Raw genomic sequence first — 18,135 nt, forward strand, 5'->3', positions numbered from 1 at the left:
TCGCACCGGCCAACTGCTTGGCGGTTTCAGCCGGCTCGCCCAGTGCCTGCATGAATGCGGACAGCAGCGCCGCATCCGCCAGGTTGAGGTTGATCTTGCCGTTCTCGTCCAGCACCCGGATCTCGATGCGGGCGTCGTCGAACTGCCAGCGATAGGCGCGGCCGTCGGCCTGCCACGGCGGACGCTGCGGGTCTGGCTGCAGCCGCAGCAGCGCGTATTCCAGGCCCGCGCGGGCGCGCTCCTGGCCGCGTGCATCGTCACCGAGCACCCGCTGCTGCAGGTGCTCGACCCGTGCGCTGAGCGCAAAAGCGCCGACCAGCGCGGTCATCAGCGCGATCAGCCACAGCACCAGTACCAGCGCGGCACCACGTGGACGTTTCATCGCGCGCCTCCGCTGCCGCCGGCGCGCAGTGCCACCACCAGCGGCGGCCACGGCGTGCCCCTGCTTGGCACGATCTGCACTTCCACCAGCAACGGCAGGCGCCGGGTGTCATCCCAACGGGGCAACCAGTCGGTCATCTGCCCGTTGCTGGCGTCGACGCCGCGATAGCGCAGCCGTACGTCCTTCAATTCCTCCGCCAGCACTTCGGGCGGACGCGGCGGGTTCTCTTCGATGCGCTCGCCTTCCTGCAGCAGCACCAGCTCCAGCAGCAAGCGGCGGTGCCCGGCTGCGCCATCCACCTGCAGCGCATGCAGGTACGGGCCGCCGCGACCGAGATAGCCCGGCAGGTCGGCTACGAACTGCATGCCCTGATCGTCGCCCTGGAAGAACACCGGTTCACGGGTGGGATCGGGCACTTCCAGCGGGCTGCGCAGGGCACTGGCGAGCTGGCGCCGCAGCAGGGCCTGCACTGCCCGCATGCGTTCGCTCTGCGCGGCAATCTGCTCGCCGCGCTGGCTGATCGCCATCGCCGAGCGCACGCTGGCGAACGCCAATGCCAGGCCGCCGGCCAGCAGCACGGTGGCCAGCATGACTTCGATCAGGGTGAAGCCCCGCGCACGGCGCCTCATCGCGCATTCTCCAGGGCCGGTTGCAACAGACGCAGGCTGCGCCAGCGCATCTGTTCACGCTCGCTGTCACCCCAGCGCACCTGCAGCTGCAGTTCCGCCAGCCACGGTGCACCCGGCGACTGCACAGCGGGCAGCGCACCACTGCGCGGCTCGGCCCAGGGCTGCACCTGCAGCTGCCAGTGATAACGCCCCTGCTCCCACTCGCCCTGTTGGCTGCCGGCCTGCAGTGGCGCTTCCACGCCAGCGGCGGCCAGCAATGACTGTGCGTGCAGCACCGCGCGCGTGCGCAGCTCGGCATCGCGCACCTGGCGCGCGCCACCGGACAGGCTGCCCAGCAACAGGGTCAGCGCCAACCCAAGCAATGCGAAGGCAATGATCACTTCAAGCAGGGTGAAGCCACGGGCGCGCGACCTCATTGCGCCCGCCACGGTCCGGAGCGGACTTCACCGGTCAACCAGCCCACATCGATGCGCCACTCGGCACTCTCCAGCTGCAGGCGGATACGGCCGCCGCTGGAGCCCCCGTCGGGATGGAATTCGATCACGCCCTGGCCAGGCGCGGTGGCCAGCTGCGCGGCACCTTCGAACTGCACCTTCAGCTTGGCAGGCACTTCACCGTGGCGCTGGTTGGCGCCCTGCCAGCGATGCTGCGCCGGTTCGATCACGAAGCGCTGTGGCTCGCCGCGGGCAATCGCCTGCGCGCGCACCATGCGCAACTGGTTGGCGATGTCCTTGCCGGCGCTGCGCAGCTGCATGCCGGCAAAGCCACGCGACATGCCGGCGGCGGTGATCAGGCCGATAGCCGCGATCAACGCGATCACCAGCAGCATTTCCAGCAGCGACAGCCCCGCTGCGCGCCTGCCGTGCAGGCGCGGGCGTGACAACCGGCGCGGCAGGAAAAGCAGCATGCGTGCTTACGGCTGGTAGCGGATGTCAGCGTCGACGCTGCTGCCGCCGGCCTTGCCGTCCTTGCCCAGGCTGATCAGCTCGTACGCCTGGCCTTCGCCCGGTGCGCGGTACTCCAGCGCGTGGCCCCACGGGTCGTTGAGGTCGGCGGGCTTGGCATACGGGCCCAGCCAGCCACCGACGCCGGCCGGTGCGGTCACCAGGTCGCTGAGCGAGGCAGGCAGCTTGCCGGTGTCGATCTGGTAGTTGTCGACCTTGGAGGCAACGGTCTGCACCTGCGCCTTGGCGATGTTGGCCTTGCCACGGTCGGCGCCGCCGAGCACGCGGCTGGCGACCAGCGTCAGCACCGCGCCGATCAGCACGATGACGATGATGATCTCCAGCAGGCTCATGCCCGACTGGTGGCGTGCGGCAGTGAAGGAAAGGCGGATCGGTCGACGGGAAGCAATCATGGTCGGTCCTTTCAGGTACGGGATGTCGGGGTTGCGAAGGAGGCCATCGTCAGCCGATGGCGTTGGTGAGGTCGTACAACGGCACCAGCACGGCCACGATCACCGCACCGACCACCGAGGCCAGCACCAGGGTGATCGCCGGCACCATCGCCGCCAGCAGGCGGTCGATGCGGCGGGCACTGTCCTGTTCGAAAGTATCAGCCGCTTTCAGCAGCATGGTATCGAGCGCGCCGGACTCCTCGCCGACCTGGATCATCTGCAGGGCCAGCCGGGGAAAGCGCTTGCCACGCGACAGTGCCAGCGACAGGCCGGTGCCGTTCTTGACCTCGTCGGCGGCGGTTTCCAGGTCTGCCGCCAGTGCACGGTTGCCGAGCACGTTGCGGGCGATGCCCAGCGCCGCCAGCAGCGGCACGCCGTTGCGCAGCAGTGTCCCCAGGGTGCGCGCCAGCCGCGCGGTTTCCAGTTCGCCCAGCAGGCGGCCGATACCGCGGCGCTGCAGCAGCCAGGCATCCAGCGCCAGACGGAACGCGGGCTGCCGCGCCTTGCGTTCGAACAACAGCAGCAGCACGCCCGGCACCACCAGCAGCAGCACCCACCAGTCGCGTACGAACAAGCCCAGCTGCAGCACCAGGTTGGTGAACCACGGCAACGCCACGTCCAGGCTTTCGTACATCTGTGCGAACTGCGGCACCACATAACCCAGCAGGAACAGCAGCGCACCGCCCACCACCACCAGCAGGATCGCCGGGTACACCAGCGCGTTGATCACCTTGCCCTGCAGCGCACGGCTGCGTTCAAGATAATCGGCCAGGCGCTGCAGGGTGTCGTGCAGGCTGCCACCGGCTTCACCGGCGCGCACCATGTTCACGTACAGGCGCGAGAACAGGCCATGCTGGCGCTCCAGCGCGGTCGACAACGGCGCGCCACCGCGCACCACGTCGCGGATGTCGGTGATCGCGCGGCGCGAGCGCTCGTCTTCAGGCAGGCTGAGCAGGATCGACAGCGCGCGGTCCAGTGGCTGCCCGGCACCGAGCAGCGTCGCCAGCTGCTGGGTGAACTGCAGCAATGCCGCACCCTGCAGCGGACGCTGGCGGAACAGGCCACGCAGGCTGCTGCCGCCAACCGCACCACCGTCGGCCAGCTGCGTTTCCATCGGCAGATGGCCCTGGTCCTGCAGGCGAGCGACCAGCTCGGCCTCGCTGGCCGCTTCCATCTGCCCGTCGAACACTTCACCGTGTGTATTCAGCGCTTTGTAACGGTAATTCGGCATGTCAGCGTCGTCCCTGCGCGCGCATCAGCCTTCCTCGGTCACGCGCAGGACTTCCTCGAGGGTCGTCTGCCCGCTCAGGGCCTTGCCCAGGCCGTCCTCGTACATGGTGCGCATGCCGGCTTCACGGGCGATGCGTTCGATCTCGCCCATGCCATCGCGGCGCATCACCGCACGCCGCAGCGCGTCGTTCATCACCAGGAACTCCATGATGGTGGTGCGCCCCAGGTAACCGGTCGGCGCCAGCGCCGACGGCTTCGGCCGATACAGGTGGATCGTTCCCTGCGGCTGCAGGCGACGCAGGTCGAAGCGCTCGATTTCTTCCGGCGAGGCTTCATAGCGCTCGGCGTGGGTCGGCTCCAGCCGGCGCACCAGGCGCTGGGCCAGGATGCCGTTGATGGTGGAGGTGAGCAGATAGTCTTCCACGCCCATGTCGAGCAGGCGGGTGATGCCGCCTGCCGCATTGTTGGTATGCAGCGTGGACAGCACCAGGTGGCCGGTCAACGCCGACTGGATCGCGATGCGCGCGGTTTCCAGGTCGCGCATTTCGCCGATCATGATGATGTCCGGATCCTGGCGCACGATGCTGCGCAGCGCATTGGCGAAATCCAGCCCGATCTGCGGCTTGGCCTGGATCTGGTTGATGCCTTCGATCTGGTACTCGACCGGATCTTCAACGGTGATGATCTTGACGTCGGCGGTGTTGAGCTGGCTCAGCGCGGTGTACAGCGTGGTGGTCTTGCCCGAGCCGGTGGGCCCGGTCACCAGCAGGATGCCGTGCGGCTGTTCAAGCACCTTGCGGAACTGCGGCAGGAAGGCATCGGTGAAGCCCAGCCGGTGGAAGTCGAACACCACCGTCTCGCGATCGAGCAGGCGCATCACCACGCTTTCGCCGTGCGCGGTGGGCACCGTGCTGACACGCAGGTCCAGTTCCTTGCCCTGCACGCGCAGCATGATGCGGCCGTCCTGCGGCAGGCGGCGCTCGGCGATGTTGAGCCGGGCCATGATCTTGATGCGGCTGATCACCGCGGCGGTCAGGTTGGCCGGCGGGCTCTCGCCTTCGACCAGCACGCCATCGACGCGGTAACGCACTTTCAGCCGGTTTTCGAAAGGTTCGACGTGGATGTCCGATGCGCGCAGTTCGACCGCGCGCTGGATCACCAGGTTGACCAGGCGGATCACCGGCGCTTCCGAGGCGAGATCGCGCAGGTGCTCGATATCGTCCACTGCGCCGCCTTCGCCATCGGCGGTTTCCACGATGGCCCCCATCGCACTGCGGCCCTGGCCGAACCAGCGCTCGACCAGGTCATCGATCTCCGCGCGCATGCCCAGCAGCGGCGTGACCGGCACACCCAGTGCCAGCTGCACGGCCTGCTGCGGGTAAGGGTCATGGGCGTCGGCCAGCCACAGCTGCACGCCGTGTTCATCCAGCGCCAGCGGGCAGACGTGGAACTGCTTGAGGAAGCGCAGCGACAGCGGCAGGCCTTCGGCCAGTGCCTGCGGTGGCGACTCAGGCAGCTGCCGTCCTTCCAGCAGCGGCAGGCCCAGCACATCGGCGCTGGCCTGCGCCTGGTCACGTTCGGACACCAGCCCAAGCCGGACCAGCAGGCCGAGCAGGCTGCCACCGGCCTCGGCATGCAGCGGCCGCGCACGCGCCAGATCTCCTTCCTTGAGACGACCACGTGCCAGCAGCGCATCGAGGATGCGGCCTTCAGTGTCGTCGATGGCGGTGGCAGCGAGCGCGTTCACGTGACTCTCCTGTCGATCGTCCCGACTTTAGCAGTTAAGCCGTGGTTTCCACCCTCTCCGATTCTTCTTTCGTAAAAAGACGAGGCCCGTCACACAGGTGACGGGCCTCGCTTATTCATTTACGACAGTCAGTTATTACTGGGTCGCCAGGATGCTCACCCCGCTGTAAGCGGCCTCACCCACCACCTTGATGTAGTAGGTACCGGCCACCGGCTTGGCTACGCGCACGGTTTCGGTATTGCCCGGGCGGGTCGACTTGGCATCGTTGTCGGTCGCGGTGGGCACGCGGCCCTGCGCCAGATACACCGACACGTTGCCGCTGCCACCGTAGGTCAGCACGCTCAGCGTCTTGCCGGCCGCCGCTTCGAAGGTGTAGACGGTTTCGCTGGCGGCCGCACCGGTCAGCCCACCCACGGTCACCTTGTTGGTCAGCGGAATGCCTTCCGGCTCGCAGTTCTCGGTGCACGGCTCCTTCAGCGCGGCATCCAGCGCGGCCTTGGCATCAAGGATGCCGGTGCCGATCGGGGTCGCCGCCGGGATGGTCACCGGGAACTTGCGCGCGCTCTGCTTCAGCAGCGTTTCCAGTGCGGCCGGGGCCAACGGCTCCTTGCCCTTGGCGATCAACGCGCTCTGTACCATGGCAGCCACGGCGGCAACGTGCGGCGAGGACATCGACGTGCCGCCCTTGCCCATGTAGATCCACTGGCCGCCGGTCGGGCCCTGCGTTGCGTCGGTGCCGATCTGCCAGATGTAGCCGTTCGGGTTGCCATCCACGCTACCGCCACCGCCCGGCGCTGCCAGGTCGACCACCGTGCCGTAGTTGGAGTAGTAGGTGATGCCACCGGTCACGCGCGTCGCACCCACGGCGACTACATTCGCGCAGCTGGAGGGACGGTACTTGGAGGCGTTGTCGGTATCGTTGCCGGCGGCCACCACCACCAGGGTGCCGCGCGAGACCGCACCGTTGATCGCATCCTGGTACGCGGCATCACAGGCACCGCCGCCGCCCAGGCTCATGTTGATGATCTCGGCCGGGTTGGCATTGGCCGGAACGCCCTGCACGGTACCGCCGGAGGCCCAGATGATGGCGTCGCTGATGTCGGCCAGGGTGCCGCCGCACTTGCCGAGCACGCGCACCGGCAGGACCTTGGCCTTGTAGGCCAGGCCAGCCACGGCCGAACCGTTGTTGGCCACTTCGGCGATGGTGCCGGCTACGTGCGTGCCGTGCCAGGAGCTGTCATCGGGCAGCGAGCCGGTGTAGCACTCGTTGGCCGTTTCCACCCAGTCGCCGTAATCGGTGGCACCCGGTACACGACCATCGTTCGGACGACGCGAGGTTTCCTTGTCACTGATGAAATCGTAGCCTTCCAGCAGGTTGCTGCCGAAGTCGGGCACGTTGGGGATGATGCCGGTATCGAGCACGGCCACCACCACGCCTTCGCCCTGCGATACGTCCCATGCCGGCTGCGCGTTCACGCCACCGGTGGCGTTGTGGAAGTTCCACTGCAGGCGCTGGTAGTCCGGATCGTTGGGCACCAGCGACGGCTGCGCGTCGGAGGCACGCAGTTCCGAGCGCTGCAGGCGCACGTTGGCGACGGCGTACTGCACCGACGGATCGGCATTCAGTTCAGCCAGCACCTTCTGCATGTCGGCGTTTCCGAGCCTGGACTTCAGCCGGACCAGGTCGGCACCGGTGCCGAGCCTGCGCTCGACCTGCGGAGCCAGCGCAGCAGCGCGGCTGGTGGTACCGGTGCTGACGATGGCGCGCGACAGCGCCGACTGCACCACCGACAGCTTGGCCGAGCGGTCGCTGGAGGCGGCCGTGCCGCTGCGGTATTTGATGATGACGCCGTCCACGCTCTGCTGGGCAGCGCTGGCCAGGCGCGACGGCTCCTTGGCCACGCCCTGTCCGGTCGCATGGGCGGCACCGACGCCGACAGTCAACGACAGCACGGCGGCAGCCAGCACATTGATGCGAAGGGTCTGCTTCTTGGTCACGTTCGAAATCCTCTTCAAGGTCATGGTTGAGCTTTCCTTCTCCGCCCGTTGCACGGACGGAGCTCACTACGGCCATCACTCCCTGCGACTGCCCTGGCTGGCCCACCAGGGTTGCCGTGCCACGCCCCTTTGGCGCTCACTGCTCGACGTGCCGATGGGGTTGCCCACCGGCACGTTGTTGCGCACTTACCAGCCGAAGCCGGCACCAACGCCGACCGAGCTGTCATCACTGCTGAAGGCACCACCGATGGTGACCGTGGCGCGATCGCTGATCGCGCGCTGGTAGCCCAGCGACATGGCCGACTCGCCCCCCTGGAAACCGATGCCGACGCCAACCCGGTTCTGGGTACGGATACCGGCGGCACTGGTAGCCATGTTGAGCATCGCCGAGCTCATCGCGCCCTGGCGGTCGATGCGACGATCCATGTGGCGCAGGCGTCCATCAACTTCGCCCTTGAACACATCGAAGCTGTCGGTGACCGCCTGCACGCGGCTGTCGGTGTAGCTGTTGGCGGTGGTGATGCCACGGTCCAGCTGGCCCTTGTTGACCGCATCGGTTGCGGTGGTACCAGCCGCCACGTTGGTGACCTGGCGTTCGTTGCCCTCGCTGCCGACCGAGACGGTGTTGGCGCGATCGGCAACCGAGCCCTGGCCCAGCGCCACCGCATTGGCTGCCGTTGCACTCGCGCCCTGGCCGACCGCGGTGGACGATGCACCGCTGGCGACAGCGCCATCACCCATCGCGACGGCGTTGATGCCACCGCCTGCGACCAGTGCCGGTTGTGCATTGCCTGCGCTGGCTGCGGTCGGAGTGCCCTGCACACGGGCAGTGGCCGTTGCCGACCCGCCATCGGCCAGGCTCGTATCGGCGGTGGCCGAAGCCGTGGCCGCGCCGGCCGCATCAGCGTCCAGCGGAGCGGCCATCGAACGCAGGCTGGCCGCGCCGGAACGCGTGCCGCTGGCGGTGCGGCGATCGATCTCGCTGACCTTGCGGTCCAGTGCGCCCAGCGCGTCGCCGACGTTGCTGTAGGTGGAGCCCTGGATCACATAGTTCGGCGCGACGAACACGCCCTGCATGCCGACGCTGGCACCGCCGCCGAGGAAGCTGGCGGCATCGCTGAGCGACTGGAACAACTGGCCACCATTGATCGCCTGGCGGCTGCCGGAGGCGACGCTGCCCGCGCCGACGTTGTCGATGGTGGTGCCCTGGATACCGGCCAGGGTCAGGCGGTCACGGCTGGCATCGTCGTAGCCGACCGAACTGGCCGTGCTGGTTTCAACGGTGGCGATGCGCGAGTCGAAATCACCGACCCGGGTTTCCACCGCACCCACACGCTGGTTGGTGACGTTGAGCTGCGAACCGGTCACGGCATCGCTGCTGCCGGCGGTGATGCGGCCATCGGCAACGTTGACGATGCGGCGCGTGGCAGGGCCGGCAGTGCCGTTGCCGCCACCGACCGACACCACGTTGGCTTCCAGGGCGCGCGCACCGGTGCCGAGGGCGACCGAGTTGGTCCCGGTGACGCCGCTGTTGGCACCCAGCGCAAGCGCGCCGCCACCAATGGCCGAGGCATTGGCACCCAGTGCGTTGCTGCGTGCACCGCCGGCGTTGGCCGCCGAGCCGATGGCCACAGCGTCGGTGCCGCTGGCGGTTGCGGTGCCACTGCCGCTGGCGCGGAAGTGGCGGCTGGTGGTGTCTGCGGTGGAAGCGACCGCATCCAGCTGTGCGCGGTTGACTGCATCGGTGGCCTGGGTGCCGGCGGCAACGCGGGTGATCTGCCGCTCTGCGCCTGCGCTGCCCACCGACACGGTATTGGCACGATCGGCGACCGAGGAGGCACCCAGCGCCGCACTGTTGGCGGCACTTGCGGTGGCACCGAAACCTACCGCCGTGGAACCGGCGGCGGTGACCTTGGCGCTGTAGCCGACAGCGGTACCGAGGCGTCCGCTGGCCTCGGCGTAGCTGCCCAGCGCCGACGTGCCGTCGGCCGTTGCGGTGGCACGGAAGCCACTGGCCTGCGACTGCGTGCCGCTGGCGGTGGACTGCGCGCCACTGGCGGTGCTGTAGGCACCCTTGGCCTGTGCACCGGCGCCGGTGGCACTGGCGCCGAGCTCGCTGGCGGCAGCACCACTGCCCAGCGCCACGCTGTCTACGCCGGTGGCCTGTGCCGCGTTGCCCAGCGCCGCGCCGTTGGCGCCGCTGGCCAGCGCATTGAAGCCGACCGCGGTGGCGTTGGCCGCAACTGCGGTGGCACCGCTGCCGAGCGCACTGGCACCGTTGCCGATCGCATTGGCCGCTTCACCCGCAGCCAGCGCGTTGTCACCTTCGACATAAGCCCCGGCATCGCTGTCGGCACTGCCGCTGGCCTGGAAGTGCTTGCTGGTCTTGTCGGCGACGCTGGCCACCGCATCCAGCTGGCCCTTGTTCACCGCATCGGTGGTCTCGGTGCCAGCAGCAACGTGGGCGACCTGGCGTTCGTTGCCTGCGCTGCCGACGGCCACCGTGTTGGCACGGTCCGCCTTCGAGCCTGCGCCGAGGGCGACGCTGTTGGCAGCGCTGGCGGTAGCGCTGGCACCCAGCGCGGTGCTGTCAGCCGCATCGGCCCACGCATTCCAACCGATCGCGGTGGCGTAGTCGTCGGTGGCCCAGGCACCGGCGCCAAAGGCCGCTGCACCGGTACCGCTGGCACGCGACGGGATCAGACCGAAGAAGGTGCTGCCACCGATGGCGACACTCTCTGCGCCACTGGCTTCGCTGGATTGACCGACGGCGACCGCGCCGCTGCCTGCTGCTGCCGCTCCGAAACCGACAGCCGTGGTGTTGGCACCGGTCGCGGCCGAGCCGTAGCCCAGTGCGGTGCCGAGGCGGCCGCTGGCTTCGCTGTAGCCACCGATGGCGGTAGTGCCATCGGCAGAGGCCGCACTGCGGAAACCACTGGCCAGCGATTGCGCACCGCTGGCGACAGCCTCCGCACCGTTGGCCGTACTGTAGACGCCGCTGGCCTGTGCAGCGGTGCCGGTGGCGGTAGCGCTGATGCCACTTGCCACCGCGCCGTTGCCGAGTGCGGCACTGTCTTCGCCGGTGGCCTGTGCGTTGCTGCCCACCGCGGCCGCATTGGTGCCCGTGGCCAGCGTGTTGAAGCCCACGGCAGTCGCGTTCGCGGCCACCGCCGTGGCACCACTGCCGAGCGCGGTGGCGCCGTTGCCGATCGCATTGGCCGCTTCACCGGCAGCCAGTGCGTTGTCGCCTTCCACGTAGGCACCGGCATCGCTGTCGGCGCTGCCGCTGGCCTGGAAGTACTTGCTGGTCTTGTCCGCCGTGGCAGCGACGGCATCGAGCTGGTTCTTGTTGACCGCATCGGTGCCCTCGGTACCGGCGGCCACATGGGTCACCTGGCGTTCGCTGCCGGCACTGCCGACGGCCACGGTGTTGTCACGGTCAGCCTTGGAGCCTGCACCCAGAGCCACGCTGTTGGCACCGTTGGCGGTAGCGCTGGCACCCAGCGCGGTGGACTCGGCGCCATCGGCCCACGAGTTCCAGCCGATGGCGGTGGCGTAGTCGTCGGTAGCCCAGGCACCGGCGCCGAACGCCGCTGCGCCGTAGCCACTGGCACGCGACGGCACCAGGCCGAAGAAGGTGCTGCCACCGATGGCCACGCTCTCATCGCCGCTGGCTTCGCTGGATTGACCGACGGCGACCGCGCCGCTGCCTGCCGCTGCTGCACCGAAGCCGACAGCCGTGGTGTTGGCACCGGTCGCCGCCGAGCCGTAGCCCAGCGCGGTGCCGAGACGGCCGCTGGCTTCGCTGTAACCACCGATGGCGGTGGTGCCATCGGCCGAGGCGGCACTGCGGAAACCACTGGCCAGCGACTGCGCACCGCTGGCGACAGCCTCCGCACCGTTGGCGGTGCTGTAGACGCCGCTGGCCTGTGCAGCGGTGCCCGTGGCGGTGGCGCTGATGCCGCTGGCCACCGCACCGCTGCCGAGCGCCGCGCTGTCTTCACCGGTCGCCTGCGCGTTGTTGCCCACTGCGGCCGCATTGCCACCACTGGCCAGGCTGTTGAAGCCCAACGCTGTAGCGTTCGCGGCTACCGCCGTTGCGCCACTGCCAAGTGCGGTGGCGCCAGTGCCGATCGCATTGGCGGCCTCACCGGCAGCCAGCGCGCTGTCGCCTTCCACGTAGGCACCAGCATCGCTGTCGGCGCTGCCACTGGCCTGGAAGTACTTGCTGGTCTTGGCCCCTTCGGCGGCCACTGCGTCCAGCTGATCCTTGTTCACCGCGTCGGTACCCTGGGTACCCGCTGCCAGGTTGGTGATCTGGCGGGTGTTGCCGCCGCCACCCACCGACACAGTGTTGTCGCGGTCGGCAATCGAATCGGCACCCAGCGCCACGCTGTTGGCACCGCGCGATTCCGCCGCATTGCCCAGCGCGGTGCTGTTGATGCCCGGCGCATAGGCGCCGCCACCGACCGCGGTGGAATAGTCGCCGGATGCTTCGGTCGCCAGCAGGCCGAACAACGAACCACCGACGGCCACGGCATTGGTGCCGGTAGCCAGGCTGCCCTGGCCGGTGGCGGTGCTGTAGGCACCAGACGCTTCGGAATCGCCGCCGAGCGCAACGCTGTTGGAGCCGGAGGCGTTGGCGAAGTTGCCGAAGGCGGTGGCGTTGAATGCCGATGCGTTGGCGTAACCACCGATAGCCGTGCTGTAGCCGCCGGTCGCTTCGGCGCCGATGCCGAACGCGGCCGAAGCGGTGCCGCTGGCCACGCTTTCACTGCCGACCGCCGTGGCGGCCTCACCGCTGGCGTTGCTGAAGTAGCCCACCGCCACGGCTTCCTCGCCGCTGGCCTCGGACAACACGCCGGTGGCGGTGCTGCCGGCGCCGCTGGCCACCGAGGCCGCACCGAAGGCCGCACTCTGCTCGCCACTGGCTTCGCTCTCTGCACCATGAGCGGTGGCGTATTCGCCGGTCGCCTGTGCGTTGGCACCGATGGCGCTGGCATTGGCTGCAGTGGCCAGCGCATTGAAGCCGATGGCCTGTGCATTGCTGGCCAGCGCATTGGCACCACTGCCCAGCGCGGTTGCGCCGTTGCCGATGGCGTTGGCAGACTCACCGGCGGCCAGCGCGTTGTCACCTTCCACGTAGGCGCCGGCGTCGCTGTCGGCGCTGCCACTGGCCTGGAAGTACTTGCTGGTGGTCGCCGCACTGGCTGCAACCGCATCGAGCTGCGACTTGTTCACCGCATCGGTGGCCTGGGTACCGGCTGCCACACTGGTGATCTGCCGCTCGTTGCCGGCGCTGCCCACCGACACGCTGCGGTCGCGGCTGGCCACCGAACCGGCACCCAGCGCAACCGCGTTGTTGCCACTGGCCGTACTGCCCGCGCCCAGGGCGATCGCGCTTTCGCCGCCGGCCACCGTGTTGGTGCCGATGGCGATGCTGTTGATGCTGTTGCCGAGCGCCTGGAAGCCCAGCGCAATACTGTTGTCGCCGTAGCTGAAGGCGCCGCGGCCGACGGCGGTGGAACTGGTGCCGTTGGCCCAGCTGTTGTAGCCGATGGAGGTTGCGCCGTTGGCGCTGGCCCATGCCGCCGGACCAAACGCCGAGGCATTGCGGCCGGTGGCCCAGGCGCCGGCACCGAAGGCAGTAGCGCCCTCCTCGCTGGCGGTGCTGTAGCCACCCACTGCGGTGCTGTCGTCGGACTTGGCGAAGGCGCTGTCACCGATGGCGACGGCATAGCTGCCGGTAGCGCGCGACTTGCCGCCTGCCGCAAAGCTGTTGTCGCCGGTGGCCTGTGCCGCATTGCCGAAGGCGCTGCTGCTGGCACCGGTCGCCTGCGCAGCATTGCCGACGGCGGTGGAACCGGCCGAAGCGGTGGTGCCGATCTGCACCGGGTTGCCCTGGTCATCCAGCAGGGGCTGGTTGTATTCGTCGTAGGCTTGGCCGAGGCCACCCACGGCCACTGCACCGTCGCCGTCGGCGAAGGTATTGCGACCCAGTGCCACGCTGTCGGCGCCGATGGCCGCAGCGCCTGCGCCCTGTGCCAGCGCACCGGCACCGATGGCGTTGCTGGCCGAACCGGCCGCTACCGCACCCTCACCCTCTGCATAGGCGCCGGCATCGCTGCCGCTTTCCGGCTGTGCCTGGAAGAAGCGTGCGGTGGTGTCGGCGGTGCTGGCCACGGCGTCCAGCTGTGCCTTGTTCACGGCATCGGTGGCTTCGCTGCCGGCGGCCACGCTGGTGATCTGCCGCTCGTTGCCGGCACTGCCCACGGCCACGCTGTTGGCGCGCACCGCTTCAGAATTCGCACCCAGTGCAACGCTGTTGGCACCGCGCGCGGTGGCGTAGTAGCCGACGGCGGTGCTCTGCGCGCCACTGGCCCAGGTCTGCGCCCCAAGTGCGCTGGCGTTCTCGCCCGGTGCATAGGCGAAGTAGCCCACTGCGACCGACTCGGCACCGGAGGCCTCGGTCAGACTGCCGTTGGCCACGGCATGGTCGCCGCTGGCGATCGCACCGGCACCAACGGCCGTGGCCGCTTCGCCGCTGGCCTGGGTCTGCACGAAGAAGCCCAGGCCCGGAATCAGATCGGCCGGACCACCAATGGCCACGCTGCTGGTGCCGGTAGCGTTGCTCTGCGTACCGACAGCCGTGGAGTAATCGCCGATGGCATTGGAGACCGCGCCGAACGCCGACGACTGCGCACCTGCCGCGTAGGCACCCACGCCGTACGCCGAGGCGGCGAAACCGCCTGCATCGGCGCTGGCGCCGACGGCGGTACCACCGACCCCGGCACTGGTGGCGCCGGTCTCTACCGGCACGCCACCACTGGTGATCAGCGGATTGCCATCGGCATCCACCGCAGCACCGCCGACGGCGACGCTGCCCGGACCGACTGCCTGCGCGTTGTTGCCGAAGGCCGCACTGTTCTGGCCCGACGCCAGCGCATTGTTGCCGACCGCAGTGGCGTTCTGCGCGACGGCGGTAGCACCTGCACCGACGGCGGTCGTGCCGTTGCCGATCGCATTGGCGGCTTCGCCAGCAGCGAGCGCGTCATCTCCCTCGGCCAATGCACCGGCATCGCTGTTGCTGCTGCCGGTGGCCTGGAAGCGCTTGGCGGTGGTATCGGCTACCGCTGCCACGTCCTTCAACTGGCCGACGTTGACCGCATCGGTATCTTCGGTACCTGCGGCAACGCTGGTGATCTGCCGGGTCAGGCCGTAGTCGACCGCACCCACCGACACGGTATCCACGCGATCGGCCAGCGAGCCGGCGCCCAGTGCCACGCTGCCGGTGGCCACGGCGGCCGAATTGGAACCCAGCGCGGTGCTGTACTCGCCCACCGCCGTGCTGAACGCACCGACGGCAATGGAGGCTTCGTTGGCGGCAGTTGCACCGCGGCCCAGCGACGTGCTGCCCGGGCCCATCGCCACTGCGCCTGCACCCACTGCCGTGGCGCCATCGGCGCTGGCTTCGGACAGTGCACCCAGTGCGGTGGCTGCGCCGTTCTCGCTGGCGGCCACGGCATGGGCACCAACGGCGGTATCGCCAAGGCCGAATGCGGCCGCGCTCTGCCCGACCACCACGCTGGCGTCACCGAAGGCGAGCGCGTTCTGGCCGAAGGCACTTGCACCGACGCCCGCAGCAATCGCCTGGGTGCCGACCGCAGTGGTGGCGTTGGCCAGCGACTGGCTGCCACTGCCGACGGCAATCGCGCCGTCGCCTTCGATCTTCGCCGCGTCGCTGTTGTCACCCGCGCCATCGGCCTTGAAATAACGGCTGCCCTCGGCCGCCGCCTGCGCAAGCGCCGCCTGCGTGGCGCGTGCCTGTGCATCCAGCTGCGCCTTGTTCACTGCATCGGTGGCGGCGGTACCGGCGGCGACGTTGGTCACCTGCCGTTCCTTGCCAGCATCACCGACAGAGACGGTGTTGGCGCGCGCTGCCTTGGAACCGGCGCCCAGCGCCACGCTGTTGGCGCCGGTGGCACTGGTACCCGCACCGATCGCCACGGCATTGCTGCCCTTGGCGCTGGCAGTGCCATCGACCGCGCACTTGTCCACCACTTTGCTGTTGAGCACCACGCAGTTCGCGCTGCCGCCAATCTCGACCGACTGCGCCGAAGCGATGCCGGTCATTCCCAGTCCCATTGCCAAGGCCAAGGCCAACGCTGCGGCCAGTCGTGCCGGCGCGGCATCCGTCGCACTGCGGCGCTGGTCAACGACCCCGCCTGATGAGCTGGAAGAGGCCAGTTCCGAGGCCACCACCAACTGACCCAATGCTTTGTTCCAGACCTTGCGATAAATCCGATTCATCGGTACGGCTCCTGATTGGACTGGTTTTGGGCAAAGCAACGCCACCGCCGAACCTTCGTGGTTCAACGTCCCCTGGGGGCGTTATTCGCGTGATTTACTGCGGGGTATTGCCGAACGGCGCGCAGGGACAGAAAACCGAGCGCATGCGCCGTGCGGTTACTGCGGGATGAACAGATTTGAAACGGGGGTCAAGTGTTAACGGCATCTTTGCGAATCGTCAAGAGTTTGACGCAGCAAAAGCCATTGCCGTGAAGCAGTTCACTGTTTCACTTGTTTATGTACGTATTTTGTTAGGTGTGCGTGAGGGAATCCTCACATATGAAAACGTATGTAACTGATGGCCAGCACAGGAGTTTCCGTATTCAAAAAGAAAAACCCGCCGGTTTCCCGGCGGGTTTCCATACGCGATGGCATCGTCAGCTGCGCAACGCGTGTGCGATCAGCCGCACCACACCCGCGCGTTGCGGAACATGCGCATCCACGGTGAATCGCCCTGCCACTCGGCCGGGGCCCAGCTCAGGTTGAGCGCGCGCGGGGTGCGCTCCGGGTGCGGCATCATGATGGTCACCCGGCCGTCGGTGCTGGTCAGGCCGGTGATGCCGTCCGGCGAGCCGTTCGGATTCAGCGGGTACTGGCTGGCGACGTTGCCGTTGCCGTCGATGTAGCGCAACGCGACACGGGCCGTGGCCTGGTCGACGGCGTTGTCGAACACCGCCTGGCCTTCGCCATGCGCCACCGCCACCGGCAGGCGCGAACCGGCCATGCCACGCAGCAGGATCGACGGCGACTCCACCACTTCCAGCAGCGCGGTGCGGGCTTCGAACTGCTCGCTGGCGTTGCGGCGGAACTGCGGCCAATGTTCGGCGCCGGGGATGATGTCCTTCAGCTGGCTCATCATCTGGCAGCCGTTGCACACGCCCAGGGCGAAGCTGGCCTCGCGCGCGAAGAACGCGGCGAAGGCATCGCGCAGCGCAGTGCGCTCGAGGATCGAGGTCGCCCAGCCGCGGCCGGCACCCAGCACGTCGCCGTAGCTGAAGCCGCCGCAGGCGACCAGGCCGGTGAAGTCCTGCAGCGCCACGCGGCCTTCGATGAGGTCGCTCATGTGCACGTCGAATGCGCGGAAGCCGGCACGTTCGAAGGCGTTCGCCATTTCAATCTGGCCGTTGACGCCCTGTTCGCGCAGGATCGCAACGCGCGGACGCGCCCCGGTCTGCACGAACGGTGCGGCGACATCCTCATTGGGATCGAAGCTCAACTTCGGCTTCAGGCCCGGCGCGGTGAAGGCGCGGGCGATCTCGCGCTCGGCATCGGCGTTGGCCGGATTGTCGCGGCGCTTCTGCATGGCGTGGGTCACCGACCACCAGGCGTCGAACAACGCTTCCCAGCGCCATTCGGCCAGCGAGTCACCGCCCAGCGACACCCGCACCACCGGCGCGGTGGTCGGCTTGGCGATGCGCTGCGCGCACTCGGTCAGCGCGTGGCGCTCGACCAGGTCGGCGAACGCGGCGCGGTCTTCGCGGGCGATCTGCACAACGGCGCCCAGCTCTTCATTGAACAGGCTGCGGAACGGATCATCGCCCCAGGCGTCGAGGGTGATGTCCAGGCCCAGGCGCGAGGTGAAGGCCATTTCGCACAGCGCGGCGAACGCACCACCGTCGCTGCGGTCGTGGTACGCGCGCAGCAGGCCAGCCTGGCGTGCATCGCGGATCAGCTCGAAGAAGCCGCGCAGGCGCTGCGGGTCGTCCAGGTCCGGGGCGGCACCGGCGAACGCCGGCAGATCGCCGTGGTCCGCGTGCACCTGGGCCAGGATCGAACCGCCCAGGCGCTGCTTGCCGGCACCGAGACCGATCAACCACAGCTCACTGTCGATATCGCGATCCAGCAGCGGGGTCAGCTGCTGGCGTGCATCGGCCACCGGCGCGAACGCGGTGATCACCAGCGACACCGGCGACACGCTCTTGTGCGCCTCGCCCTGGTCGTGCCACTGCGCCTGCATCGACAGCGAGTCCTTGCCCACCGGGATGCTGATGTCCAGCTGCGGGCACAGTTCCATGCCCACCGCCTTCACCGCGTCGTACAGCAGCGCGTCTTCGCCCGGGTGGCCGGCCGCGGCCATCCAGTTCGCCGACAACTTGATTTCATCCAGCGCATCGACCGGGGCCGCGCACAGGTTGGTCAGTGCTTCGCCAACGGCCATGCGGGCCGAAGCAGCCGCGTCCAGCAGCGCCAGCGGCGTGCGTTCACCCAGCGCCATCGCCTCGCCGGCCACGCCGTCGAAATCGGCCAGGGTGATCGCCACGTCGGCCACCGGCAGCTGCCACGGGCCAACCATCTGCTCGCGCGCGGTCAGGCCGCCGACGCTGCGGTCGCCGATGGTGACCAGGAAGTTCTTGGAGGCCACCGTCGGGTGCGCGAGCACGCGCAGACCGGCTTCCTGCAGGTC

9 protein-coding genes and 1 pseudogene are annotated in these 18,135 nt (G+C 68.6%); all 10 read right to left on the bottom strand.

What is annotated here, in order from left to right:
• Positions 1–382: pseudogene (locus DBR20_RS23610) on the bottom strand (type II secretion system minor pseudopilin GspK); the annotation flags it as partial.
• Positions 379–1,011, bottom strand: a complete 633-nt coding sequence (locus tag DBR20_RS20975; RefSeq protein WP_108268222.1) for a type II secretion system protein J — start codon at positions 1,009–1,011, stop codon at positions 379–381. The gene DBR20_RS20975 and the pseudogene DBR20_RS23610, both read right to left, overlap by 4 nt.
• Complete coding sequence (locus DBR20_RS20980; RefSeq protein ID WP_108268224.1) at positions 1,008–1,427, bottom strand: prepilin-type N-terminal cleavage/methylation domain-containing protein; 420 nt, start codon at positions 1,425–1,427, stop codon at positions 1,008–1,010. The genes DBR20_RS20975 and DBR20_RS20980 overlap by 4 nt, the downstream gene beginning before the upstream one ends.
• Positions 1,424–1,918 carry a GspH/FimT family pseudopilin gene (locus tag DBR20_RS20985; protein ID WP_100551523.1) on the bottom strand — a complete coding sequence of 165 codons (495 nt, stop codon included), beginning with the start codon at positions 1,916–1,918 and terminating at the stop codon, positions 1,424–1,426. The genes DBR20_RS20980 and DBR20_RS20985 overlap by 4 nt, the downstream gene beginning before the upstream one ends.
• A 6-nt stretch (positions 1,919–1,924) precedes the next feature.
• Complete coding sequence (gene gspG, locus DBR20_RS20990) at positions 1,925–2,368, bottom strand: type II secretion system major pseudopilin GspG (RefSeq protein WP_108268226.1); 444 nt, start codon at positions 2,366–2,368, stop codon at positions 1,925–1,927.
• A gap of 49 nt (positions 2,369–2,417) precedes the next feature.
• Positions 2,418–3,638 carry a type II secretion system F family protein gene (locus DBR20_RS20995; protein ID WP_108268228.1) on the bottom strand — a complete coding sequence of 407 codons (1,221 nt, stop codon included), beginning with the start codon at positions 3,636–3,638 and terminating at the stop codon, positions 2,418–2,420.
• 24 nt (positions 3,639–3,662) lie between these two features.
• Positions 3,663–5,384 (bottom strand): type II secretion system ATPase GspE, encoded by a 1,722-nt coding sequence (gene gspE, locus DBR20_RS21000; RefSeq protein WP_108268230.1) that lies wholly within the window; start codon positions 5,382–5,384, stop codon positions 3,663–3,665.
• Positions 5,385–5,519: 135 nt separating this feature from the next.
• Complete coding sequence (locus DBR20_RS21005; protein WP_108268234.1) at positions 5,520–7,382, bottom strand: S8 family peptidase; 1,863 nt, start codon at positions 7,380–7,382, stop codon at positions 5,520–5,522.
• A 186-nt stretch (positions 7,383–7,568) separates the two neighbouring features.
• Complete coding sequence (locus DBR20_RS21010; RefSeq protein ID WP_108268232.1) at positions 7,569–15,692, bottom strand: ESPR-type extended signal peptide-containing protein; 8,124 nt, start codon at positions 15,690–15,692, stop codon at positions 7,569–7,571.
• A gap of 439 nt (positions 15,693–16,131) precedes the next feature.
• Positions 16,132–18,135, bottom strand: a 2,004-nt coding sequence (purL, locus tag DBR20_RS21015) for a phosphoribosylformylglycinamidine synthase (protein WP_258223454.1), incomplete at its 5' end; no start/stop codon positions are given.

Source organism: Stenotrophomonas sp. HMWF023 (assembly GCF_003060985.1).
In the GTDB taxonomy this organism is placed as follows: Bacteria; Pseudomonadota; Gammaproteobacteria; order Xanthomonadales; family Xanthomonadaceae; genus Stenotrophomonas; species Stenotrophomonas lactitubi.